At 54.9% G+C, this 18600-nt stretch carries 18 protein-coding genes; 9 read left to right on the top strand and 9 right to left on the bottom strand.

The features are described 5' to 3' along the window. Positions 1-66 precede the first annotated feature (66 nt). The gene (rplI, locus tag VGM55_RS10080; protein WP_008460412.1) at positions 67-516 is read left to right on the top strand and encodes a 50S ribosomal protein L9; all 450 of its coding nucleotides are present in this window, start codon (positions 67-69) and stop codon (positions 514-516) included. 232 nt (positions 517-748) lie between these two features. On the opposite strand, the gene VGM55_RS10085 is transcribed toward rplI, so the two are convergent. Continuing rightward, positions 749-1345, bottom strand: coding sequence for an OapA family protein (locus VGM55_RS10085; protein ID WP_154186958.1), 597 nt, complete (start codon positions 1343-1345; stop codon positions 749-751). Between the two features lie 339 nt (positions 1346-1684). Here VGM55_RS10085 and fklB point away from each other — a divergent pair, with 339 nt between their 5' ends. Next, positions 1685-2305 carry an FKBP-type peptidyl-prolyl cis-trans isomerase gene (fklB, locus tag VGM55_RS10090; RefSeq protein WP_154186959.1) on the top strand — a complete coding sequence of 207 codons (621 nt, stop codon included), beginning with the start codon at positions 1685-1687 and terminating at the stop codon, positions 2303-2305. 277 nt (positions 2306-2582) lie between these two features. Continuing rightward, the gene (gene cycA, locus VGM55_RS10095; RefSeq protein ID WP_331635383.1) at positions 2583-3995 is read left to right on the top strand and encodes a D-serine/D-alanine/glycine transporter; all 1413 of its coding nucleotides are present in this window, start codon (positions 2583-2585) and stop codon (positions 3993-3995) included. 72 nt (positions 3996-4067) lie between these two features. Here the strand turns inward: cycA and ytfE are convergent, their stop codons facing one another. Further along, positions 4068-4730 carry an iron-sulfur cluster repair protein YtfE gene (ytfE, locus tag VGM55_RS10100; RefSeq protein WP_154186961.1) on the bottom strand — a complete coding sequence of 221 codons (663 nt, stop codon included), beginning with the start codon at positions 4728-4730 and terminating at the stop codon, positions 4068-4070. 243 nt (positions 4731-4973) lie between these two features. On the opposite strand from ytfE, the gene VGM55_RS10105 reads away from it, so the two are divergent. After that, complete coding sequence (locus VGM55_RS10105) at positions 4974-6629, top strand: methyl-accepting chemotaxis protein (protein WP_154186962.1); 1656 nt, start codon at positions 4974-4976, stop codon at positions 6627-6629. A gap of 62 nt (positions 6630-6691) precedes the next feature. Here the strand turns inward: VGM55_RS10105 and VGM55_RS10110 are convergent, their stop codons facing one another. The 3 genes from VGM55_RS10110 to VGM55_RS10120 form a co-directional block, all read right to left on the bottom strand. Further along, positions 6692-7657, bottom strand: a complete 966-nt coding sequence (locus VGM55_RS10110) for a DMT family transporter (RefSeq protein WP_331635384.1) — start codon at positions 7655-7657, stop codon at positions 6692-6694. A gap of 80 nt (positions 7658-7737) precedes the next feature. Then, a complete protein-coding gene (locus tag VGM55_RS10115) occupies positions 7738-8559 on the bottom strand; it encodes an AraC family transcriptional regulator (RefSeq protein ID WP_331635403.1) in 822 nt (273 codons plus the stop codon). 80 nt (positions 8560-8639) lie between these two features. Then, positions 8640-9488 (bottom strand): SDR family oxidoreductase, encoded by an 849-nt coding sequence (locus VGM55_RS10120; protein WP_331635385.1) that lies wholly within the window; start codon positions 9486-9488, stop codon positions 8640-8642. Between the two features lie 92 nt (positions 9489-9580). Between VGM55_RS10120 and VGM55_RS10125 the strand changes: the two genes are divergently transcribed. Then, positions 9581-9976, top strand: a complete 396-nt coding sequence (locus tag VGM55_RS10125) for a winged helix-turn-helix transcriptional regulator (RefSeq protein ID WP_154186965.1) — start codon at positions 9581-9583, stop codon at positions 9974-9976. Positions 9977-9979: 3 nt separating this feature from the next. Here the strand turns inward: VGM55_RS10125 and VGM55_RS10130 are convergent, their stop codons facing one another. Next, positions 9980-11911: a bifunctional 2',3'-cyclic-nucleotide 2'-phosphodiesterase/3'-nucleotidase gene (locus VGM55_RS10130; RefSeq protein WP_331635386.1), complete on the bottom strand. Its 1932-nt coding sequence runs from the start codon at positions 11909-11911 to the stop codon at positions 9980-9982. Positions 11912-12113: 202 nt separating this feature from the next. On the opposite strand from VGM55_RS10130, the gene cysQ reads away from it, so the two are divergent. Continuing rightward, positions 12114-12860 carry a 3'(2'),5'-bisphosphate nucleotidase CysQ gene (cysQ, locus tag VGM55_RS10135; protein WP_331635387.1) on the top strand — a complete coding sequence of 249 codons (747 nt, stop codon included), beginning with the start codon at positions 12114-12116 and terminating at the stop codon, positions 12858-12860. Here the strand turns inward: cysQ and VGM55_RS10140 are convergent. Continuing rightward, complete coding sequence (locus VGM55_RS10140) at positions 12850-13407, bottom strand: YtfJ family protein (protein WP_154186968.1); 558 nt, start codon at positions 13405-13407, stop codon at positions 12850-12852. The genes cysQ and VGM55_RS10140 overlap by 11 nt on opposite strands. 325 nt (positions 13408-13732) lie before the next feature. Between VGM55_RS10140 and VGM55_RS10145 the strand changes: the two genes are divergently transcribed. Continuing rightward, complete coding sequence (locus tag VGM55_RS10145; RefSeq protein ID WP_126357745.1) at positions 13733-13939, top strand: DUF1107 domain-containing protein; 207 nt, start codon at positions 13733-13735, stop codon at positions 13937-13939. Positions 13940-13999: 60 nt separating this feature from the next. Here the strand turns inward: VGM55_RS10145 and VGM55_RS10150 are convergent, their stop codons facing one another. Then, positions 14000-15337 (bottom strand): hemolysin family protein, encoded by a 1338-nt coding sequence (locus tag VGM55_RS10150; RefSeq protein WP_331635388.1) that lies wholly within the window; start codon positions 15335-15337, stop codon positions 14000-14002. A gap of 319 nt (positions 15338-15656) precedes the next feature. On the opposite strand from VGM55_RS10150, the gene VGM55_RS10155 reads away from it, so the two are divergent. Both VGM55_RS10155 and VGM55_RS10160 read left to right on the top strand, forming a co-directional pair. Next, positions 15657-16991 carry a hypothetical protein gene (locus tag VGM55_RS10155; protein WP_154186970.1) on the top strand — a complete coding sequence of 445 codons (1335 nt, stop codon included), beginning with the start codon at positions 15657-15659 and terminating at the stop codon, positions 16989-16991. Between the two features lie 72 nt (positions 16992-17063). Then, positions 17064-17912, top strand: coding sequence for a hypothetical protein (locus VGM55_RS10160; RefSeq protein WP_154186971.1), 849 nt, complete (start codon positions 17064-17066; stop codon positions 17910-17912). A gap of 48 nt (positions 17913-17960) precedes the next feature. Here the strand turns inward: VGM55_RS10160 and msrA are convergent, their stop codons facing one another. After that, entirely contained in the window at positions 17961-18596 is a 636-nt protein-coding gene (gene msrA / locus VGM55_RS10165) for a peptide-methionine (S)-S-oxide reductase MsrA (RefSeq protein WP_331635389.1), read from the bottom strand. Between the last annotated feature and the right edge of the window lie 4 nt (positions 18597-18600).

Consider the following 18600-nt stretch of genomic DNA (forward strand, 5'->3'; position numbering starts at 1 on the left):
GCCGTACACTGATCGTCATCAGTAATCGGTCACGGTCCATTAATACGACTTTGAGAGGATAAGGTAATGCAAGTTATTCTGCTTGATAAAGTAGCAAACCTGGGTAGCCTGGGTGATCAGGTTAACGTTAAAGCGGGCTACGCTCGTAACTTCCTGGTACCACAGGGTAAAGCTGTTCCTGCTACCAAGAAAAACGTTGAGTTCTTCGAAGCACGCCGTGCAGAACTGGAAGCTAAACTGGCTGACGTTCTGGCTGCAGCTGCAGCTCGCGCTGAGAAAATCAACGCACTGGAAACCGTAACCATCGCGTCCAAAGCTGGCGACGAAGGTAAACTGTTCGGTTCCATCGGTACTCGCGACATCGCTGACGCTGTTACTGCAGCTGGCGTTGCTGTTGCCAAGAGCGAAGTTCGCCTGCCGAACGGCGTTCTGCGCACCACCGGTGAGCACGAAGTGGACTTCCAGGTTCACAGCGAAGTATTCGCTAAACTGACTGTAAACGTTGTAGCTGAATAATTTATTATTCACTGCTCGTAAAAACGCCAGCCTTGTGCTGGCGTTTTGCTTTCCTGAGGCTGGCGGCAAAGTTCATCTCGACGCAACGTTCTGAATGCGGGCTGAATAAGAAGATAAAGAATATGTTCTGGTTGACCCCAAACACCCGAAAACCACGTTTTTCGGGTGTTTGTCACCAGTCTAAAAACGCCAGCCTTGTGCTGGCGTTTTGCTTTTCTGAGACTCGGCGCGTTTACTGCGCGCGAATGAAGCTACCGTTCGGCTGGCGGGTAAACAGCACCTGCTGATCGCTGCCTATATCTATCGTTAAGCCCGTCACCACGCCGTTAGCATTCTGGCGGATCTGTACCATCTGCCCGGTTTGCAGGTTGCTCAGCGGTTTGCTGTTGCCTTCAACCTGAGCCATGGAATAGACATCCGCGGGCGGGAGATTATGGTCGCGGAACAGCTGGGCCATTGTCTGGCCGGAGGCTACGCGATAGGAGCGCCACTGCTGCTCGATATCATTATTATCGTTCGCCACCGGTGCCTGGGGTTGCTCTTCCAGGCGTTGAGGCTCAACCGGCGTGGCCGGTACATTATTGCTATTTGAAGGGGGCGTGAGTTCGGCCTGCATCGGCGACTGGGACTGTACGGAAAGCTGTGCGTCACGCGTGACCGGACGGTGGGTATCATCTGCGCCAGGCAACAGGAAGCCGAGAATCACGAGCGCAAAGCCAATAATAATGCCTCGGCGGTGCAGGGGAGGTAACGGATCCATCAAGCGGAAATGATCAGGTGCATGCCAAATCCGCGTAAGCCATGGTTTAACTGCGAATTGCATTGGCAACCCTCCTCGAAGTAATACTTTTCCAGTATAGACTCGTCATATTTCAAGCTGCAGCTGTGTTGATTGCATCCGCTCACTTAGCCACATCGTTAGCTATGCTCCTGAGGATGCCTGGCCTTGCCGCCTTACTGCAACTCGAATTATGTAGAGTATAAGCGCTAACTGTTTGATGCCTGAAGCAATCCTGGTTTCCGTGACGGTAAACCGCAATTTCGCGCCCGTATAAGCTATTGTTCCCGTTTCGTTTGCATTTGTCACCTTTCCTCCATTGCCATTTACCCTGCGGATTGACGCTGTTATGCTTCGGGCTTGCTTTTAAACATCATGAAAGGAAAATCCATGACAACCCCTTCTTTTGACAGCGTCGAAGCGCAAGCAAGTTACGGTATTGGTTTACAGGTGGGCCAGCAGCTGAGCGAGTCCGGCCTGCAAGGTTTACTGCCAGAAGCGCTGGTCGCCGGTCTCCGTGACGCGCTGGAAGGGAATGCCCCGGCCGTTCCTGTTGACGTTGTACACCGCGCTCTGCGTGAAGTTCACGAGCGCGCGGACGAAGTGCGTCGCGAGCGCCAGAAAGAGCTGGCCGTAGAAGGTCAGAAATACCTGGCTGAGAACGCAGAGAAAGAGGGCGTGAGCAGCACCGAATCCGGCCTGCAGTTCCGCGTTATCACTCAGGGCACCGGCCCGATCCCTGCCCGTAAAGATCACGTGCGCGTGCATTACACCGGTAAGCTTATCGATGGCACCGTTTTCGACAGCTCCGTACAGCGTGGCGAACCGGCAGAATTCCCGGTAAGCGGCGTTATTGCTGGCTGGATCGAAGCGCTGACCCTGATGCCGGTCGGCTCCAAATGGGAACTGACTATTCCACACAACCTCGCTTACGGCGAGCGCGGTGCCGGTGCCTCTATCCCGCCATTCAGCGCCCTGGTCTTTGAAGTCGAGCTGCTGGAAATTCTGTAAAGTCCTCAGAACCCCGCCGAGCGCGGGGTTTTGCATTGCCTGATAATAAACTGGCGTGATTTTATCTTGCATTAACCCGTTTTACGGGTATTTTTGTGAGCTATATCCCGCTGTGAATGCGATTTCACACTCAAATAAAACAAAAAATTAACATTACCCTTGTGCTTATTATTTATCCCGCCGATTCTTACCTCGTATCACGCAAACAACATCACGTAAAAACAGTTCACGGGCCAGTAGAGCCTGAAAAAACAGACAGGTACAGGAAAATACAAACATGGTAGATCAGGTCAAAGTCGCGGACGAAGCTCAGGCTCCGACCGAGCAGTCGCTGCGGCGTAATTTAACAAACCGTCATATCCAGCTAATTGCCATTGGGGGTGCCATCGGCACCGGCTTGTTTATGGGGTCAGGGAAAACCATCAGCCTTGCGGGGCCGTCCATCATCTTCGTCTACATGATAATCGGCTTTATGCTGTTCTTCGTGATGCGAGCGATGGGAGAGTTACTGTTATCTAATCTTGAATATAAGTCGTTTAGCGATTTTGCCGCCGATTTATTAGGGCCGTGGGCGGGGTATTTCACCGGCTGGACGTACTGGTTCTGTTGGGTGGTGACCGGCATGGCAGACGTGGTAGCGATAACCGCCTACGCCCAGTTCTGGTTCCCCGGGCTTTCTGACTGGGTCGCTTCTCTGGCGGTTGTGCTGGTGCTGTTGAGCCTGAACCTGGCCACCGTGAAGATGTTCGGTGAGATGGAGTTTTGGTTTGCGATGATCAAAATCGTCGCCATCGTCGCGCTGATCGTCATTGGCCTGGTGATGGTGCTGACCAGCTTCCATTCCCCGTCAGGCGTTGAGGCCTCCTTCAACAACCTCTGGAATGACGGCGGCTGGTTCCCTAAAGGCATCAGTGGATTCTTTGCCGGGTTCCAGATAGCGGTCTTTGCCTTCGTGGGTATTGAGTTGGTGGGGACCACCGCGGCTGAAACCAAAGATCCTGAGAAATCACTGCCGCGCGCGATTAACTCGATCCCGCTGCGTATCATTATGTTCTACGTCTTCTCGCTGATCATCATCATGTCGGTGACGCCGTGGAGCTCCGTTGTGCCGGATAAGAGCCCGTTCGTTGAGCTGTTCGTGCTGGTCGGCCTGCCGGCTGCGGCGAGTATCATCAACTTTGTGGTGCTGACCTCCGCTGCTTCCTCCGCGAACAGCGGCGTGTTCTCGACCAGCCGCATGCTGTTCGGCCTGGCACAGGACGGCGTAGCGCCTAAAGCGTTCGCCAAGCTCTCCAAACGTGCGGTGCCGGCAAAAGGGCTGACCTTCTCCTGCATCTGCCTGCTGGGCGGCGTGGTAATGCTCTACGTCAATCCAAACGTGATCGCGGCGTTCACGATGATAACGACGGTATCGGCGATCCTGTTCATGTTCGTTTGGACCATTATTCTTTGCTCGTACCTGGTGTACCGCAAACAGCGTCCTCACCTGCACGAGAAGTCCATCTACAAAATGCCGCTGGGCAAGCTGATGTGCTGGGTGTGTATGGCGTTCTTCGTGTTTGTGATTGTCCTGCTGACGCTGGAAGACGATACCCGTCAGGCGCTGATCGTGACGCCGCTGTGGTTCGTTGTGCTGGGTGCTGGCTGGTTGTTTGTCGGTAAGAAACGCCTGGCGAATATCCGGAAATAGACGAGTTAGAATACGCGCTAAAAAACCTCTCTCCCTTTTGGGGCGAGAGGTTTAGTGAGGGAAAAATCTTAGTTATTCGCCACTTAACGCTCTTGGGAACAGGACGTTATTCTCCAGGCTGATGTGGTTCATCAGATCGTCAATCAGCTCATTAATTCCGTTATACATCGCTTTCCACGTCGTGCAGGCTTCCGGCGGCGGCGTCACGTTATTGGTGGTGTGTTTGATAACCTCCAGCAGTTCACCCGCATCATCATGCTCGCTTTCCATCACGCTGATTGGCCCACCGGCCTGAGTGCCCATGCCCTGCTTAATCATCGGGAACAGGATTTGTTCCTCTTTCATCATGTGGCTGCTCAATTCCTGATGCAGCATGGTGAGGTATTTCGCCAGCCCTTTCGGCACATTTGGCTTATCGGCATGGACGCGTTCGACTTTGGTTGCCTGCAGAATCAGCTCCGGCAGCTGCTCACGGTGGCGGTCGTGGAAGCGGACAATAATATGATCGATGATTTCTGCCAACGGGGCTGTGTGCCAGTCTTTCTCCGCCGGTTCTTCGGCTAACGCGGCCAGCTTCGCTTCAATTTCTTCTAAATTGAGTTCTTTACGTGTTGCCGCGCGCAGCAGCGTCTGCTTGCCGCCACAGCAAAAATCCAGGTCCAGTTTACGGAACAGCGCCGAGGCGCGGGGAATCGTCAGCGCCAGTTCGCCCAGGGGTTGATCGCGGTAGGCCATAGCAGGGTCCTCATAGTGAAATATAAGGTGTATCTTAAATGCATCTTTATCGGGGGACTATAACCCTTTTGGGGCACGAAGGATAACGAGACATTTATCACAAAAAAGTTTTCGCATTAACATACTGAATGATTACAAAAAATCCCCAGAAATGGTGGTTTGTTGGGAAGAGCAGCATAAATAAGCAGGGGACGCTGCCGATAGTTAGACGTTGGACAATACCTGTATAAGAAAAGGCAATACATGTTTAAAAGAATGAAAGTCATTACCTTGTTAATCACCGTACTGATTGCGCTGGGCTTAATGCAGCTCCTCTCAGCCACGGTTTTCATCAATGCCCTCAATAACGACAAGAACAACTTCACCGTTTCCCAGCTTTCCAGCCAGAATGTTGCCGAGTTTACCGATGCCTGGATCGGCCTTAATCAGGCACGTGTGACGCTGAACCGCGGCATGCTGCGCATTCAGGGCAGCATGGCGAACCAGATTAACGGCGGGCAGCTCCAGGAACTCGTCGCAACGGCCAATGCGTTGCTTGCGGAGGCACAAAGCCATTTCGAGAAATACCAGGCGCTGCCGGATACCCCAGGTTTACGCCCACACCTGAGCGATGAACTGGAAGAGCAGTACCGCAACTACTCTTCCACGCTCGCCAAAATGAACACCTTCCTCGCGCAGGGCAACCTGGAGCAGATGTTCAAACAGAATGCGGAACAGAAACAGGTTGCGATGCAGAAGGTCTACCGTGAATGGCGTGATGAACAGGCGGAGCTTTCCAGCGAAGGTGTTCGCGATAATCAGGCCGACTACCAGCGGATTCTGTGGATCCTCGGCGTCGTCATGCTCGGCGTGATTGGGGTGATTGTAGTGAGCTGGGTGGCGATGCGCCGGGTTTTGCTCCTGCCACTGAATGAGGTTATGGGACATATACGCGCCATTGCAGCAGGTGATTTGACTCAGTCTATTGATGCTGGAGGTAAAAACGAAATGGCGCTGTTGGCAAACAGTGTGCAAGAGATGCAGGCCGCGCTGGCGAATACGGTCGGCGTGGTGCGTGACGGTGCCGATACCATCTATACCGGTGCCGGTGAAATTTCCGCTGGCAGTAATGACCTCTCTTCCCGTACCGAACAGCAGGCGGCTTCGCTGGAGGAAACGGCGGCCAGCATGGAACAACTGACGGCCACGGTGAAGCAAAACGCCGACAACGCCCGTCAGGCTTCGCGCCTTGCGCTGGACGCCTCAACGACCGCGAAGAAAGGCGGTAACGTGGTGGAAGGCGTGGTGCGGACGATGGACGAAATTGCCACCAGCTCAAGTAAAATTGCCCAAATCACCAGCGTGATCGACGGTATTGCCTTCCAGACCAACATTCTGGCGCTTAACGCCGCAGTAGAAGCCGCCCGTGCGGGGGAGCAGGGGCGCGGTTTTGCCGTGGTGGCCGGTGAGGTGCGTACGCTTGCTCAGCGCAGCGCGCAGGCGGCAAAAGAGATTAAGGCCCTGATTGATGACTCCGGTGAGCGCGTGAATGCGGGTTCTGACCTGGTGAATGAGGCCGGTAAAACGATGGCGGAAATCGTCAGCGCCGTCACCCGAGTCACCGATATTATGGGCGAGATTGCCTCTGCGTCGGATGAACAAAGCCGGGGTATCGATCAGGTTGGGCAGGCCGTGGCTGAGATGGACCGCGTGACTCAGCAGAATGCTTCGCTGGTAGAAGAATCCGCGGCCGCAGCGGCTGCGCTTGAGGAGCAGGCTTCGCGCCTTAACGAGGCGGTCGCGGTGTTTAAAATTAATCGCAGTTCCCCGGTGCTGGTGAAAGCCACCCAGGTGAAAGCGCCGCAGTTGAAAACAAAACAGGTGATGCCGGTTTCGGAAGCGAACTGGGAAACCTTCTAAAAAGCTCCCGGCAACCTTAAGCCGGGAGCTTTTTCTCTCAGGCCGGGCTAAGTCCGGCTTTTTTATACTTCGGAAACCTGAACTACCGTCGTTTTTGCCGGTTTTGAACGTACCGACAGTATCACGCCAATTGTCAGGCATAACACCCCGCACAGCGTTAGCAGCGGCGGCCAGCTTTGGCGAATCATAAAGTTGTAAGCCAGGCCGGCTAAGATCTCAAAGACGATCAGTGGGCCGACAATCACCGTTGGCAGGCGCTGGCAGGCCGTGTTCCAGCACAGATTTCCCAGCCACGAACAGAGAATGGCAATCGCCAGCATCAGAGTGATAAACACTTCCGGGCGCGGGCCGAAGGGCAGGGTAAAGCCCGCATCGTGGCTGCCCATCCAGATACAGACGCCGATATAGCCGATAAGCGAAAACGGCAGCGTTGAAAGCCCCTGAACCGTTGCCCACATCATGGGATTTTTCTCCGGATTCTCACGCAGCCAGCGGGCATTGCGCAGGGCATACCAGGCCCAGCAGGCAACCGAAACAAACGCCAGCAGAATACCGCTTACGTAGCGCCACCAGCTGAAATCGGCCTGCTCGCCGCGAAGTTCGGCGGTATTCACCATGATCAGCCCGGCGGCAATCACCACCAGCGCCGGGGCAAGACGCCGCCACGGCAGCTTGCCGTCCCTTTTGCTGTACAGCAGGTTAGCAAAAATAGGGATAACCACCGGCAGCGTGCCAATAATCATGGTTGCGATAGGTGCCCCGGTACGCTGGATGGCGCTCGCCAGGCAAACGTAATAAATCAGGTTACCCACGCTCGAGAGCTTCAGGGCGGTAAACCAGTCCTGGCGGCTCAGCTCGCGCAGGCGTTTACGCCCAAGCCAGGCGATGGGAAGAGCAATCAGCCCAAGGGCTAAATAACGCCCGGTCGACTGCAGGGCCGCCGGGTAGTCCGGGACAATAATTGGCCCAACGAAAATTAATCCCCACATCAGCCCCGCCAGCAGGGCATACAGCACACCACTTAACATCTTCATTTCCTGCAACAACACAATTTAGCGGCAGTGTAGGGGGGCTGCGCGACGGCGTATTGTACCAGGTTGCTGTCTTGTTAGCGGGTGACCTGCTTTTGGTAACGAACGGGGGTAATGCCGTAGCGCTGGGCAAACGCGCGGGTCAGGTGCGCCTGGTCCGTCAGGCCGCTGGCGGCGGCAACCTGAGCGGCAGGCATGCCGCCGGTGAGGAACTGCTTGGCGTGCCAAAGGCGGATAGCCATCAGCATCTGATGCGGGGTGACGTGATAGCAGGCTTTGAATTGCCGCTGAAAATGGTAAGGGCTAAGGGAAACCAGCGACGCTAAATCTTCAAGGGTGATGGTGTGCATATAGTTATCGTAGAGAAACTCGCGCACCAGGGTGAAGCGGTTGGCCGCCTCCTGGAGTCCGGGCAGATGTCGGGCATAGGGGCGAAAAGCCTCGACGAGGTTCAGCAGCAGCCCCTGCTGGGTCAGCGTGTCTTCGGCCTGCCACAGGCCCGCGATAAACTGTGAAACCTGGCGGGCGCGGGCAGGGTCGTGATTCACGGCGGCGTTAAACCACCAGCTTCTCTCCCCGGTTAGCGACTCCAGCAGCTCAGGGTCCAGATAAATCATGCGGTATTGCCAGCCGTCTTCGCTGGCGGCTTCGCCGGTATGCAGCTCGTCCGGGTTCATCAGAACCAGCGAATCGGTTGGCGCAACCAGCTGTTCCCCGCGGTAACGAAAGCGCTCCGCTCCCCAGGTGATTGCCCCGATGCCGAAGGCTTCATGGGTGTGCGGCTCGAAGGCGTACTTCGCAATATGGGCGTGATAAAGCTCAACGCCTGGCAGCTGCGGCAAATGCCGGAACTGGGCGCTGTCTCTCTCATCGCTAAACTGCTCGGGAACTCCCTGCACGCTCTTTCTCTCCACGCGGACTCTCCCGTTATTATAGAGATGTCCGCGTGCAGGGCTAGTTATTAACCAATTTTTAACAACTAGAGGGTGCTTTTGACGCTATCGCTGAGCGAGGTCGTTGGGCGGCCAATCAGTTTGCTGAGCTGGTGACTGTCGTCAAACAGTCCGCCTTTTTCCGCGCCTGCATCGGAGTTTGCCAGCAGCGCCGCGAAACCTTCCGGCAGGCCAGCGCCCTGAAGTGCAGCTTTAAAATCGGCTTCGTCCAGGTTCTGATAAACCACAGGTTTGCCGCTTTGCTGGCTTACTTCCGCCGCCAGCTCGGCCAGCGTCCAGCCGCGATCGCCCGCCAGCTCGTAAACTTTGCCCGCCTGGTTATCCAGCGTCAGTACTTTAGCCGCTGCGGCCGCGTAGTCTGCTCGCGTAGCGGAGGCGATTTTGCCTTCCCCGGCACTGCCGATAAACACGCCATGCTGAATAGCCGGCGGTACGCTGGCCAGATAGTTTTCGGTATACCAGCCGTTACGCAGCAGCACGAACGGTACGCCGGACTCTTTAAGCTGTTGCTCGGTGACGATGTGTTCTTCGGCAAGGGCCAGCGGCGATTTGTCGGCATGCAGCAGGCTGGTGTAGGCGATGAGCTTAACGCCCGCTTGTTTTGCTGCGGCAATAATATTGCTGTGCTGAACGGCTCGTTGACCTACCTCGCTGGAGGAGATCAACAGCACTTTTTCTACGCCGGAGAAAGCCTTCGCCAGGGCTGACACGTCGCCGTAATCCGCCGCACGAACCTGCACGCCTCGGCGGGCAAACTCTTCTACTTTGGCCGGGTTACGCACCACGGCCACAATCTCTTCGGCTTTCACCGTATTCAGTAAATCTTCAATCACAAGGCGGCCTAGCTGGCCGGATGCGCCGGTAATCGCAATCATGATCAATCTCCTGGGTGATGTTTCGAACAAGTTGTGTCACACTAACACCATAACTAACTTTTAGTAAGTACGCACAAAAAGGTAAGTGTTAAATGAGTGAAATCAGCGAAGCGCCCATGACGCTGGGCGAGCAATTGCGCAACGGCAACCTGTTTAGCGATAAATGCCCGTCGCGGGACGTGCTGAAGCACGTGACCAGCCGCTGGGGTGTTTTAATTCTAGTGGCATTACAGGACGGCACTCATCGGTTCAGCGATTTAAGGCGCAAGATGGGCGGCGTGAGCGAGAAGATGCTGGCGCAGACGCTGCAATGGCTGGAAGCGGACGGTTTTGTAGATCGCAAATCTTACCCGGTTGTGCCGCCGCACGTGGAGTACACGCTGACGCCGATGGGGCATGAAATTGCCGATAAAGTGGCCGCGCTGGCCGACTGGATAGAAGAGAATTTGCCGCAGGTGATGGCGTCCCGCGAAAAACGGGACGCCTGAGACTTACTTGCTTAAATCAAGCTGGTAGATAGCAAAGCCAATGTCGTCGTTAGCGACTTTTTTCATTGGGTATTGCCCTTTTTCTTTGATAAAGGCGGCGGCTTTGTCGGTTGGCGAGGTTTCAAAGCGGATATCCAGCGGCTGCTTGCTGGCTATCGGCGCCAGACGCCAGTTGTTGTCTGCGGCAGGGTGAATTTCGCCCTGAGCGCCTATCCAGTTGGCCAGTACCGAGCGGTTTTCATCCGGTGAAGCAAAAGCGATGTGGCTGTCGCCGGTGCCGGCAAACTTGCCGCCGTAGGCGCGATAGTTATTGGTCGCCACCAGGAAGACCGCGTTCGGATCGATAGGTTTGCCCTTGAAGGTCAGATCTTTGATGCGCTCTGCCTTCGGGTTCACTATTTGGCATTCGCCGTCGTAGCGGGCCGGCTGGCTAACGTCAATCTGGTAGTTCACGCCGTCGATGACGTCGAAGTTATAGGTACGGAAGCCGTCCCAGTTGATCAGTTCCTGAGGCTTAGCGCTGTTCACGTCGATCTGGTTGTACTGCCCGGCGGAACATTCCAGCCACTCTTTTACTTCTTTGCCGGTCGCTTTCACCACCACCAGCGTGTTTGGGTAAAGGTAGAGATCGGCGGCATTGCGGAAGGTCAGCTGGCCTTTTTCTACTTCAACGAAGCTGGCCGGATCGTTTTTACGTCCGCCCACTTTGAACGGTGCTGCGGCGGAGAGTACCGGCAGGTTGGCAAGATCCGGGTCACCCTGAATGTATTTCTCGACGTAGGCCTTCTGCGCATTATTCACCACCTGAACGGTAGGGTCGTCCTGCACCAGCGCCAGATAGCTGTACATGTTGTCCGCTGACTTGCCGACCGGCTTGCTGACAAATTCACGAGTTGCGTTGTGATCGTGTTCCAGTACTTTCACCAGCTTCTCGTCTTCTGCGGCCAGCGACTTTTTAGCTACGCTGTCATAAATCGGCCGTGCTTCGGCCTTGCTGCCGGTGACTTTCCAGCTGCCGGAGTCGTTGTTCAGCACCAGATCCACCACGCCGAGATGATCGCCCCACATGCCCGGCATCACGGCAGGAATGCCATTGAGGGTGCCTTTTTCGATGTCGGCCCCTTTAATATTGGCAAAATCTTTCCCCGGGAACACGGCATGAGCGTGGCCGAACATAATGGCGTCCACGCCGGGCACCTGGCTGAGGTAGTAAACCGAGTTTTCGGCCATCGCCTGATAAGGATCGCTGGAAAGCCCCGAGTGGGCAATGACTACCACGACATCCGCACCCTGTTGGCGCATTTCCGGCACGTATTTCCGTGCGGTTTCGGTGATGTCGTTCACCGTCACTTTGCCGGTCAGGTTCGCTTTATCCCAGGTCATGATTTGCGGCGGAACGAAGCCGATGTAGCCGATGCGCAGCGTCTGTTTTTTACCATCTTTGTCTTTGACTTCGGTTTCTTTAATCAGGTACGGCGTGAACATCGGTTTATTGGTTTTTGCGTCGATGATATTGGCGTTAACGTACGGGAACTTCGCGCCTGCGAGTGCTTTGTGCAGGAAGTCCAGGCCGTAGTTGAACTCGTGGTTACCCAGGTTGCCGACGGTATAGTCGAGCGTATTCAGCGCTTTATAGACCGGATGAATTTCTCCCGCTTTAAGGCCCTTTGCCGCCGCGTAATCCCCAAGCGGGCTGCCCTGAATAATGTCGCCGTTATCCACCAGCACGCTGTTGGTGACTTCGCCGCGTGCGGCATTGATTAAACTTGCGGTACGTACCAGACCGAACTTCTCAGTCGGCGTATCTTTGTAGTAATCGAAGTCCATCATATTGCTGTGCAGATCGGTCGTTTCCATGATCCGCAGGTCAACGGTTGCCGCATTGACGCTGGCGGCTATCAGCGTCGCCAGAAGCGTTGCGCTAAACTTAATCATGTTAAATGTCCTTTTTAGAGGTACGCCACAAAGGGCAATGTATATACAGACTGTTGCTTACAATTTTGTGAAGTCTGCCAGAAATATGGAGTACTAAACCGGAAATGCTTCACAGATAGCGCATCGTGGTGCAATGAGATATAAGTAAAACAATAAGTTATTCGCTCGGTGCAGCGTGTAGCCACACAACATGAGGTGGAGAATGTTAGAACAAATTTGCCAACTGGCGCAGGAAGCGGGCGCCGCCATCATGCAGGTCTATGAAGGCGAGAAGCCGCTGGAAGCTACCCATAAGTCAGATGACTCGCCGGTCACGGCGGCGGATCTCGCCGCTCATGGAATTATTCTTAAAGGGCTGCAGGCGTTAACGCCAGACATACCGGTGCTGTCGGAAGAAGATCCGCAGTCATGGGAAACTCGCCAAAGCTGGCAGCGCTACTGGCTGGTTGACCCGCTGGACGGCACAAAAGAGTTCCTCAAGCGTAACGGCGAGTTCACCGTTAACATCGCGCTTATCGAACAAGGTAAGGCTGTGATGGGCGTGGTCTATGCGCCGGTGCTGAAAATTATGTACAGCGCGGCGGAAGGGAAGGCGTGGAAGGAAGAGTGCGGCGTGCGTAACCAAATTCACGTTCGTGACGCCCGCCCGCCACGGGTCGTCGTGAGCCGCTCGCATGCTGCGAATGACACCGAACTGAAAGAGTATCTTCAGCAGATGGGAGAGCATCAGACCACGGCCATTGGTTCATCGCTGAAGTTCTGCCTGGTGGCCGACGGCCAGGCCCAGCTTTACCCGCGCTTTGGGCCAACCAATATCTGGGATACCGCCGCGGGGCATGCTGTGGCGGTGGCCGCCGGGGCGCACGTTCATGACTGGCAGGGCAAGCCGCTTGATTATACCCCGCGCGAATCATTCCTTAACCCCGGCTTCCGGGTTTCTATTTACTGAGTAGCCCCTGCAGCAGGTTAATCACCTGCTGCACTTCCTGCTGGGTTAGCGGGCCATCTTTGGCGAACTGAACCCGGCCTTCTTTATCCAGCACCACGATGGCTGAACCACCCTGCTCAAGTTTCCAGGCTTTGGCCGCTACGCCGTTACCGTCGACGATAAACTGCGACCAAGGAAACGCCTTCTTATTACTTTCGATGCTGCTGCGCACGAACATGCCGGTACCGACGATTGCGTCATCGGTATTGACGATGGTTGTGGTCTGGTACTTATCGTGCGGGAACTTTGCCGCTTTGATGGCCTCGACCATCGTCGCGTTTTCTTCTTTCGCACTGGAGCGGCCGGCAATATGCTGCAGGACTCTCACTTTCCCAGGGAGCTGCGCGCTATTCCAGTTTTTATAACTAAACTTACTGTTATCCAGCACCAGCTCGCCCTTATCGGTAATACCAATCGGGGAGACTCGCTGGTTATTTTCAAAGTTGTGGGCTGAGGCCATAAACGGCAGCAACAGCAGAGACAGCGCCAGCGTTTTGCGCAGGGTCATAGGTGGCTCCTTATTATTGTTGGCAGGTGATCCGACCACTTCAGTCGATGCATTAAGCATATGTGCTGAATAAGGCTCTGTCCCGCAATCAAAGTGCCAGTTTGCGGGCTGACGCACATAACCCTGAAATTTGAAGGCTTACGCTGATATTTTTTACAATTTAAACGATTACTCTGAAAGTTTGTAATCTTTTAGTAAAAAAACTTATACACACTAGGTGTCCTTCAGTATCTCGACTATAGTTTTCGAGCACCAAAATTTTTCGCCTCATCTTGTCGAGCCAAATGTAGCTCGCAGAGGCGTTAACATGCAGGAGTAAAGAACAATGAAAATTTTCCAACGTTACAACCCCCTTCAGGTGGCGAAGTACGTGAAGATCCTGTTTCGTGGACGGTTGTATATCAAGGACGTTGGCGCTTTCGAATTTGATAAGGGCAAAATCCTTATCCCGAAGGTTAAGGATAAGCAGCACTACTCGGTGATGTCCGAGGTGAACCGCCAGGTAATGCGTTTGCAGGCGGATATGGGCTAGTCCCATAGATGAACGTAAAATAAAACGGCCCCAAAAGGGGCCGTTAGTGTTTCTGGGGAATTACTGTTCTTGTGGTTCTTCGCCGTCAGGGAGTTTTGGCGCAAGCGACACCGGCTTATTGTCGATGCGCGTCACCAGCAGCTGATCGATACGGTAGTTATCGATATCCACCACCTCAAACTTGTAGCCGGAGAATTTCACCGAGTCGGTACGTTTCGGGATCTTACGCAGCATAAACATCATGAACCCGCCGATGGTTTCGTAGTTGCCGGACTGTGGGAACTCGTCGATATCCAGCACGCGCATCACGTCATCAATTGGCGTACCGCCCTCAACCAGCCACGAGTTCTCGTCACGGGCAACAATCTGCTCTTCCATTCCCTGGCCAACCAGGTCACCCATCAGGGTGGTCATCACGTCGTTCAGGGTGATGATACCCACCACCAGCGCGTACTCATTCATGATAACCGCAAAGTCTTCACCGGCGGTTTTGAAGCTTTCCAGCGCTTCGGACAGCGTCAGTGTATCCGGGACAATCAGCGCATTACGCAAATGCACGCCGCTGTTGAGCGCCATACTTTGGTTACCCAGAACGCGGTTCAGCAACTCTTTAGAGTCAACATAGCCGACGACGTGATCGATATCGCCATTACACACCAGGAACTTGGAATGAGGATGCTCGGCGATGGTGGACTTCAGGCTTTGCTCATCGGCATGTAAGTCGAACCAGATAACGTTTTCGCGCGAGGTCATGGAAGACGGTACGGTGCGTGATTCAAGTTCAAACACGTTTTCGATCAATTCATGTTCCTGCTTACGCAGCACGCCCGCCAGTGCACCAGCTTCAAATACCGCATAAACGTCGTCGGACGTGATGTCGTCTTTACGCACCATCGGCAGCTTGAAGATGCGGAAGATAACGTTCGCCAGACCGTTGAAGAACCACACCAGAGGTCTGAAGACAAACAGACAGAAGCGCATCGGGTTGATGATTCGCAAAGCAACCGTTTCGGGCGAAATCATACCGATGCGTTTCGGAGTAAGGTCTGCAAACAGAATGAACAGGCTGGTGACGAGGGTGAACGAAATAATAAAGCTGAGCTGATCGGCAAGCTCCGGAGACAGAAAGCGTTCCAGCAGCATTTTAAACGCGGGTGAAAATGCCGCATCGCCGACGATACCGCCGAGAATAGCCACGGCGTTCAGGCCAATCTGCACCACGGTAAAGAACATGCCCGGCGTTTCCTGCATCTTCAGCACACGCTGCGCGTTAACGTTGCCTTCATCGGCCAGCAGCTTAAGTTTGATTTTACGGGAGGCGGCAAGCGAGATCTCAGAGACAGAGAAGAAGGCACTGATAGCAATAAGAATAAGTATTATCAAAATACTGTTTAACATAATTTATCCGGCTGTTGTGGCCAGATCCTCGGAAGGGAAAGTTGAAAAATCTATGGGGTCAAACACAAGAAATGCTGGCCGCTTTTGTGAACGAGCCAGCAAATTCAACGGGTAGTATAGCGTAAGGAAGGGATATGCTGCCAGAGGGTGTAATTTAACCTGCCGGAAGCTGCATTTTTCTTAATAAGATTTTTGATAAAAGGCACGCAACATTTAGCCTGCTTTGTGAGCGATTAGCGGCATCTTCGGTACCCCGGAACTCTTTCCTTCCTTTTTCCACCCACCTGACTGGTTAGCCCAATATCAGGAGAGCGTTCACATGGTCAATTCCGTTACTTCCGCGCACAGGCATGCTGCGGAGCTTCCTCTCTTACCGGAACATAGCGGCCAGCGTCCTGCGTCGATTGCTTCCAGCGCGTCTGTTGCCACCTCTGCCGCCGTTAGCGCGCACGAAAGCCTGCATTTTGTTGGCGATAGCGTTTATGGTTCTGCAAACGAAGCTGCTATTCATCACAAGCTTGGTGCGCTATTTGGCAAGCACATTAGCGGCGATAATCATGCTGAAATGCACGCCCTGATCGAGTCGAGAACCCGTGAGCTCCACAAAATGGGGGAAACGCCCGCATCCATTGAGGCTGTGCTGGGCAAAGGCCATCAGTTGGACAGGCTAGGTCAAGTGGCGCGAGGGGCCGTGCGGGCGATCCCGTTTGCGGTAGCGTCGGTCGCCTACGATAAAGTGCCGCTACTGAGCACTTTTGCCCATACCGCCGCGGAAATTGGCCTCCATGCAGGCCTGCAGTCCAGCATTGCCGACACCATTGGCACCACGCTGCTTAACCGAGCAACGGCGACGAATCCCTGGCTTTCAGCCAAAGACAGTGACCTGCATCCGGCGATGCGTGAGGCCGTAAAAGAGACAAAGCCCGGGCTGCTGACGACGGTGGCGGAAACCGGGCTGGCAATTCAGACCTATTCTGCACGCAACCTGGCGCGCCTGGCTACGGCGGCAACGCTCACGCATTTAGCGGGGGCGAAAGTGGCCGGGGAGGCCGATACCTGGCTTTCCGCTGCGGGAGGGCTGGTGGCGGGGGGCGCGATGAATGCCATTTTGCATGCGGTGGATGAAAGTAAGGGGCGTACGGGGCCAGAGTATTTGCTGGGGCGCAACGACTGGCAGCAGAAATTTACCGAGCTTAAAAATACGCATGTGGTGAGCGATACGGCAAAAAATGCCGCTCAGCGCATGGTAAGGCTGCCGCTGGATATTGCAACCGATAGCCTGGGGGCGGTAAGGAATGTGTTTTCTGCGCCCGGTCTCGGTAAAACCGCGATGCTTGCCGGGGGTTTTGCGGGCGTGACTGCTCTGCGCAGCATCATCGGCGGCGCAATTGCCAGCGCCAGCCCCAGAATTAATGCCGCCTCGCTAAGCGCCATTAGCCATGCTGCAAACGTTGTGGCTTCTGCTCCGGTATTCTTCGCCGTTCCTGCGGCGGAAATTCTCGCGGACGCAGCGGCAGGCAAAATGACGCAGGCGCTTCAGGAAAAGGTGCCAGCGGCCGTGAACTCGGCGGCGGGGTGGGTTGGGCATCAGCTACAGGCAGCATTAAACCGGCAACCGACGACATCCCTGAATGCAGCAGAGCAGCAGGTGTAACGATGGCTCTGTTCTGGGGAACAGGTCGGTCTATTACGTCCACATACTGGCAGTCCATTCTGGAGTCAAACTATGCATATTAATCCTGGCGCGCTACGTCCTGCGGGCATGTCGCCTTCCACCAGCGTACCTTCAACGGCGGCGGTTAAAGCCGCTTCGTCCGGCCTGCACACAAGCGATTTGCATGGCGCGCTTAAAAGCTGGGCTGCCGCTGCGCCCACCGTCGAAGAGGGGAAGGCACGAGCGGCCGCCTGCAGCGAAATAATGAATAACTTTCAGTGCCGCAACGAGTCATTAGATCTGAGTGAACGGGGGCTGACGGCATTACCCGAGTCGCTGGGCGCGCTGACGCACCTCAAACATCTGAATGTGTCCGGTAACCCGCTGCAAGCTTTCCCGGCCAAAGCGTTGTTACAGCTTGGTTCCCTGCAAACGCTGCAGCTGGCGATGAATCAGCAAAACCAGGGCGTGCCGTTTCGCCGCTCGCACGAACGTTTTGCGGATGAGGGATACAAGCTGCAGTTTTTCGCCCAGGGAAATAACCGTGCTCAGGTGATTCAGCAGCCGCCCCGTCAGAAAACCGCGCTGTTCACAACAGACCTGGCGCCTTGCCTGGCGGCAATGATCGTGCAGGATGGGAAAAGCCTGGCTTTACATATGGACAACCCGCAGCGCAGCGGCTCAGGCGGCATTCCTCTTGAGGATATGCTGTCCCGGCATTTGCAGCCGTCGGCGCGGAAAACCGAGGTGTTCCTGGTAGGGGCGAACGATCAGGGTTCGGCGGGTAATGTGCGGGCGATGCTGGCAGCGCTGAACAAACACGGCGTGGCAAACAATATCAGCATGGCAAGCCTCGGAAACGGACATACCTCAGCAACGCTTGACGTGAATAATCAGAAGGCGTGGGTGGGCTTTGGTTAACGACGCTAAAGAAAAAGCCAGTCGGTTGACTGGCTCTTATCGTGAAGATTATTGAGGCGGCAGGCAGACGCCGATGCCGCCAATGCCGCAGTAGCCGTGCGGATTTTTATACAGATATTGCTGGTGGTCATCTTCTGCGTAATAGAACGGACCCGCGTTGGCGATTTCGGTGGTGACCTTGCGCTTATCACCGGCGGCATCCATGGTGGCCTGGAAGCGTTCAAGGCTGGCGTGAGCGGCTTTGTCCTGCTCTGGCGTCAGGGGATAAATGGCGGAGCGGTACTGGGTACCGACGTCGCCGCCCTGGCGCATGCCCTGTGCCGGATCGTGGTTTTCCCAGAACACCTGTAATAGGTGCTCATAGCTGACAACGCGCGGGTCATAAACCACGCGCACGGCTTCCGCATGACCGGTCTGGCCGCTGCACACTTCGCGGTAGGTTGGGTTTAGCGTGTAGCCGCCGCTGTAGCCAGCTGCGGTGCTGTAAACGCCCGGAATTTCCCAGAACAAGCGCTCTACGCCCCAAAAACAACCCATTGCAAACAGGGCGATTTCCATCCCATCTGGTACATTTGTCATAGAGTGTTCGTTCACCGCATGAAGCGTCGCGACAGGCATAGGTGTATTGCGGCCTGGAAGCGCGTCAGCCTGGGTTACAGGATCAGTTTTTTCGAACAGATGCATGGTG

Source organism: Cedecea sp. (genome assembly GCF_036500665.1).
In the GTDB taxonomy this organism is placed as follows: Bacteria; Pseudomonadota; Gammaproteobacteria; order Enterobacterales; family Enterobacteriaceae; genus Cedecea.